General features: G+C 63.2%; 5 protein-coding genes and 1 pseudogene. 4 read left to right on the plus strand and 2 right to left on the minus strand.

All coding sequences use genetic code 11. The features are described 5' to 3' along the window. Together Q0349_RS01540 and Q0349_RS01545 are read right to left on the minus strand one after the other, a co-directional pair. The coding region (locus Q0349_RS01540; protein WP_298079042.1) for a D-alanyl-D-alanine carboxypeptidase at positions 1–547 on the minus strand (547 nt) is incomplete at its 3' end. Positions 548–646: 99 nt separating this feature from the next. After that, positions 647–1,711: pseudogene (locus Q0349_RS01545) on the minus strand (MFS transporter); the annotation flags it as partial. Here Q0349_RS01545 and Q0349_RS01550 point away from each other — a divergent pair. The 4 genes from Q0349_RS01550 to Q0349_RS01565 are packed head-to-tail and all read left to right on the plus strand — an operon-like array spanning position 1,653 to position 5,694. Further along, positions 1,653–3,239: an ABC transporter ATP-binding protein/permease gene (locus Q0349_RS01550; RefSeq protein ID WP_298079047.1), complete on the plus strand. Its 1,587-nt coding sequence runs from the start codon at positions 1,653–1,655 to the stop codon at positions 3,237–3,239. The pseudogene Q0349_RS01545 and the gene Q0349_RS01550 sit on opposite strands and share 59 nt — an antisense overlap. A 30-nt stretch (positions 3,240–3,269) precedes the next feature. After that, positions 3,270–3,794 carry a spermidine N1-acetyltransferase gene (gene speG / locus Q0349_RS01555; protein WP_298079048.1) on the plus strand — a complete coding sequence of 175 codons (525 nt, stop codon included), beginning with the start codon at positions 3,270–3,272 and terminating at the stop codon, positions 3,792–3,794. Positions 3,795–3,811: 17 nt separating this feature from the next. Beyond that, the gene (locus tag Q0349_RS01560; protein WP_298079049.1) at positions 3,812–4,570 is read left to right on the plus strand and encodes a DUF4184 family protein; all 759 of its coding nucleotides are present in this window, start codon (positions 3,812–3,814) and stop codon (positions 4,568–4,570) included. A gap of 35 nt (positions 4,571–4,605) precedes the next feature. Continuing rightward, complete coding sequence (locus tag Q0349_RS01565; RefSeq protein WP_298079051.1) at positions 4,606–5,694, plus strand: glycosyltransferase family 2 protein; 1,089 nt, start codon at positions 4,606–4,608, stop codon at positions 5,692–5,694. The last annotated feature ends 44 nt before the right edge of the window (positions 5,695–5,738 follow it).

Consider the following 5,738-nt stretch of genomic DNA (forward strand, 5'->3'; position numbering starts at 1 on the left):
TGATGTCTACGCCGCCGGCAGTGCCGCGTTCGGGTTTGACCCATACGACTTTGTACGCCAGCATATTCGGATCGGGCGCGGTCATAAACGCCTCGTCCGCGTCGCTGCCGAAATCGTCCGCGCTGCCGGTTTCGCCCCACACGCTGCGGTCGAGCACCAGCCGGCCGTTGATATGGACGATGCCTTTGTCGCGCAACTGTTGCTGAAGGGCGACCAGTCCGTCTTGGTCGAGCATGGGGTCGCCGCTGCCTACCCAGTAGATGTCGCCCTCCAGCGTATCGCCGTTCACACGGCCGTCGCTTTTCAATTCGGTCGTCCAGCGGTAATCCCTGCCCAATGCGCGGAACGCGGCAAAGGCGGTTACGAGCTTCATGGTCGAGGCGGGGTTCATAGATTCGTCTGCACGGTGTTCTTCTATGATCCGGCCGCTTTGCAGGTCTTTGACGTAAACGGATATTTCTTCCGGCGGAATACCGCCGAAATCCAAAGCGCGGGCATTCAGCGATAACGCGCAAAGCAAAAGTGCGGCGGTTGTTCGAAGCTTCATGTTTGGTTTTCCCTGTGTTACGGTGGAACTGATTATTCAAATATTAATTATAAGGCAAGGCCGTCTGAAACAGAAATGTCCGGCCGTTTTCAGACGGCCTTACGGCGCCTTCAGGCGGGTTGCGAAAAACACCATCACCGCACCCAACACCAGCGCGCTGCCCATCGCCAGATGGATGCCGTCGAGCATGGCTTGTTGCGGCGAGGTGGCGGAGGACAGTTTCTCGCCGATATTGGTCGCGCCGACGAAAAATGCCGCGCCGATCGCGCCGGCAATCGGGTTGATGGTGGTCAGAATCGCCGCGCCGTGGGGGTTGAGTTTTTTCGGCAGCGCGTTCAAGCCGTGGGTTTCGCCCGTTACGCAGGCGGATACGGACACCGCCATCAGCGTGAACATGGCGGTCAGCATCATGACTTGCGTGTCAATCCGCAAAAACAGCCACAACACCGCCAGCGACACCGTCAGCATCACCGTGGCGGGCAATACGACAAACCGTCCGCCCTTCTTGTCCAGCAGTTTGCCGAACAAAGGCGCGGCAACCGCCTGGGCGATACTCGCAGGCATCAGAATCAGCCCCGTCGCCGTACCCGTCAGCATCAGAACCTGCTGCGTGTACATTGGCATCATCAGTTCCAAACCTAAAAACAGGAACACCGCGCCCGCCAGAATCACGACGCAGTGGCGGAACTGCTTATACTCAAACGCCCGAAGGTTCAGCAGCGGTGTCGCCAAGCGGGACTGGCGGTATGCGAACCAGCCCACCAGCGCGACGGAAGTTGCAAACAGCAGGATAAATTCCGCCAGCGGCAGACGGGCGAAATTACTGCTCGCATACACCAGCCCGCCCAAGCCCGCAATCGACAGCACGGCAGACAAAATATCAATCTTCGGACGGCTGATGTTGCTCAAATTGACCGTCAGATACTTGCCCACCAACACCATTGCCGCCAGCATAAACGGCGCGGTAAAGCCGAACAGCACGCGCCAATGCGTGTGGTCGATGATGATGCCCGACAGCGTCGGCCCTATCGCGGGCGCGGCGGTGAACATCATGGTAATCACACCCATTGCCGTTCCGCGTTTGTTCGGCGGGTAAATCGACAAAATGCCGTTAAACAGGAGCGGCACGAAAAACGCCGCCGACACCGCCTGCACCCTCATCCTCATCCTCATCGGCGTCTGGATCGTGCGCTGGGACAAGCGCTTCTACGACGCCCTGCACGACATGAACGGCAGCATCCTGCCCGCGCTGGTCGTCGAATACCTCGGCTATCTCGGCCTCGTCGTCGCCTGGGCGAACGCGGGCGAATGGCTGCGCAAGCGCCTCATCATCCACTGGCGCGAGCAGATGAGCGAGCAGTTCCAGCGCGACTGGCTGGACGGGCACAAACACTACCGCCTGCAACTCTCTGGCGAGCCGGACAACCCCGACCAGCGCATCGCCGAAGACATCGCCCTGCTCGCCGAAAAAAGCCTGGAACTGCTGCGCTCCTTCATCTCAAAAAGCGTCACCCTCGCCACCTACCTCACCATCCTCTACGAACTCTCCGGCGAGCAGACCCTCACCCTCGGCGGGTACGAATTCACTATCCACGGCTACCTCATCTGGATTGCGCTCGCCTACTCGGCACTCACCACCTGGCTGGGGCACCTCGTCGGCAACAAACTGCAAACGCTGAACGTCGAGCGCCAACATTTTGAGGCGGACTACCGCGCGACCCTGTTGCGCATCCGCGACCACAGCGAACAAATCGCCCTCTACCGGGGCGCACCCGCCGAACAGGCGCGGCTGACGCAGCGCTTTGCCCAAATCAAAAGCAACTGGCGCGCGCTCATCGACCGCGAATACTGGTTCGGGATGTTTTACGCCAGCTACGTCCGCATCAGCATCTTCATCCCCATCTTCGCCACCCTGCCGATGTATCTCGCGAAAAAACTCAGCTTCGGCGACATCATGCAGACCCGCGCCGCCTTCGCCCGCGTGCAGGACGGCTTCGGTTGGTTCCTCGACGTCTATAAACAGCTCATCGTCTGGGCGGCGGTAGTGGAGCGCCTCGCCCGCTTCCAGGAAGCGCTCGAACAACTGCCCGCGACCAAAGCACCCGAAAGCGGCGGCGACACGCTGCGCGCGGAAAACCTGAGCCTTGCCACCGCCGACGGTAGGGCGCTCATCAGCGGGCTTAAGCTCAACGCCCGCGCGCCCGGCTGGCTGCTGCTCGACGGCGCGAGCGGCATCGGCAAAACCACGCTGCTGCGGACGCTGGCGGGCATCTGGCCGTATTACCGGGGACGCTACCAACTCCCCTATCTGCCGCACGACAGCCTGCGCGCCAACCTCTGCTACCCGGCGCGCGACGGCATCGACGACGCCATCCTCATCCGCGCCCTCGAACAAGTCGGCCTCGCCCACCTCGCCGGCGAACTTGACCGCGAAGACGCCTGGGGCAACCGCCTCTCCGGCGGCGAACAACAGCGCTTGAGCCTCGCCCGCGCCCTTATCGCCCGCCCGCAAATCCTCTATCTGGACGAGGCGACCAACCAGTTGGACGACGCCGCCGCCAGCGCCCTCATCCGCACCCTGCAAGCCGCCCTGCCTGATTGCCTCTGCCTCGCCATCAGCCACCAACCGGCGATCAAGGCGCTGTTTACGCGGCAAATCGACCTCAACCGCTACCGCGCTGTCGCTCTATAATGACGTTCCCAACCACCACCCACGTCCCAAATGAACCCGCACACCGCCATCCGCCTGCGCCCGCTTGAGCGCGAAGACCTCACCTTTGTCCACCAGCTGGATAACAACGCTAACGTCATGCGCTACTGGTTTGAGGAGCCGTACGAGACCTTCACCGAGCTGACCCACCTTTACGACGAACACATCCACGACCAGCGCGAGCGCCGCTTCGTCATCGAGGCCGATGCCGACAAGGCGGGGTTGGTCGAGCTGGTCGAAATCGACCACGTCCACCGCCGCGCCGAATTTCAGATTATCGTCGCCCCTGACCATCAGGGACGCGGTATCGCCACCCGCGCCACCGCGCTGGCGATGGAATACGGCTTCAGCACGCTGAACCTGTACAAGATTTACCTCATCGTCGATGTCGAAAACACGAGCGCCCGCCATGTTTACGAGAAACTCGGCTTTCAGGCGGAAGGCGTGCTGCGCCACGAATTTTTCGTCAATGGCAGCTACCGCGACGTCACGCGGATGTGCATCTTCCAGCCCGACTGGCTGCGCCGCGCGCGCTGATTGCAAACGGAGTCCCCATGCCCTTCACCCTGTCCCACCCGTTTATCGTCCTGCCGCTGCACCGCTACCGGTTGCTGCATTTCCCCGCGCTGGTCATCGGCGCGATGTCGCCCGATTTCCCCTATTACCTCCACGGTCGCCCCTACCCCGGCGGCCATAGCTGGCCGTCGGTGCTGTATTACGATGTGCCGCTCACCGCGCTGGTTTACCTGCTCGCGCTCGCATTGCTCTCGCCCTGCCTGCGCCGCTACCTGCCCGATTGCCTGAACGCCGCCTACCCACCGCCTGCCCGCTTTTCACGGCGCTGGCAGACGGTGGCGGTATTCGCCCTCTCCGCCGCCCTCGGCGCGGCGACGCATATCGTGCTGGATGGTTTTACCCACCCGAACGGCTGGTTTGTCCAGCACCTGCCACGGCTACAACAACCCGCTGGCGCATTGCCGCTATACCAATGGGTGCAGCACGTCCTCAGCATCGGCGGACTGATGCTGCTCGCTGCATACCAATGGCTGATGGCGCGACACTTCCCGCACCGTTCGCCCTGCGGCGGCGGGCAAAAAATCTGCTTCTGGCTGGGCGTCGTCGCCCTCGGCGTGCTGACAGTGCTGCTGTGGCAACTGCTCCAGCCCGCCACCGCCTTTGCCACCGGCTCCTGGGGACGCCTGACCGACATCAGCGTGCTGTGGACCATTCGCTTCACCGATGCCGTGCTGCTGCTCCTGTGTGCCAGCGGCTTGTGGCTGCGGCTGCGCACGATACAAAAAACCGGAAATTAGCCTTTGCCATTGGTCATCACACCAGGACAACCACCATGCCCAAAGTCTCCATCATCATCCGCAGCAAAGACCGCCTGCCCTTCCTCGCCCGCGCCCTCGCCGACATCGCCGCGCAAACCTGCACCGACTGGCAGGCGCACATCATCAACGATGGTGGCGACGCCGCCGGGATAGACGCGCTGCTGGCCGCCCAGCCCGCCGCCCTGCGCGACAAAACCCGCGCCATTCATCTGCCGCAGAACCTTGGCCGCAGCGGCAGCGCGCAACAGGGGCTGGACGCCGCTACCGGCGAATACCTCGCCCTGCACGATGACGATGACACCTGGCACCCCGACTTCCTCGCGCGCACCACCGCCTGGCTGGACGCGCATCCGCAAGCCGCTGCCGTCGCGGTGCGCACCGAAATCATCCACGAAGAAGCCGATGGCAACGGCGGCTGGCGCGAATGCCGACGCGAGCCGCTGCAACCCGGCATTCACGACCTGTCGCTGCTGGAGCTGCTGGTCATCAACCGCGCCGTACCCATCGGCTGCCTCTACCGCACGGCGGACATCCGCGCCGCAGGCGGTTACAACGCCGCCCTGCCCGTCGTCGAAGACTGGGACCTGCACCTGCGCCTGACCCGGCAAAAACCCTTCGGCCTCATCGAAGGCACGCCGCTCGCCTATTGGCATCACCGCCACGGCGTCGCCGGTGACTGGGGCAATTCCATGCACGACCTCGCCCATGCCCACTGGATTTACGACCGCCGCCTGCGCGACGAGGCCATGCGCGACACCCTGCGCACCGCGCCGCACCTGTTCGGCCTGGCATTGCAAAACGGCCTCTATATGCGCCACACCGACGACCACGTCGCCGGACTGCACGGCCACCTCGAAGACACGCGGGGCGAGCTGCGCCAGCTGCTGCACGAATGCCTGCGCAAACAGGACGCGCTGCAAGAACAACTGCACCAGCTCACCCGCGAACTCGCCCTGGAACGCGAAGCGGCGGCAGCGGCACGGGCAGCGGCGGAACAGGCGCAACAACAGGCGCAGGCACGGGCAGAACAGGCACAGCACGAACGCGCCGAACTGCTCTCCTTCATCCGCCGCATCAAGCGGCTGCGTTTCTGGAAACGCTGAGCAGCGGTTCAAAATCCCGCCCCTGCAGGGCGAAGCCCGCAGCG

The organism is uncultured Cardiobacterium sp., from assembly GCF_938028185.1.
GTDB lineage: Bacteria > Pseudomonadota > Gammaproteobacteria > Cardiobacteriales > Cardiobacteriaceae > Cardiobacterium.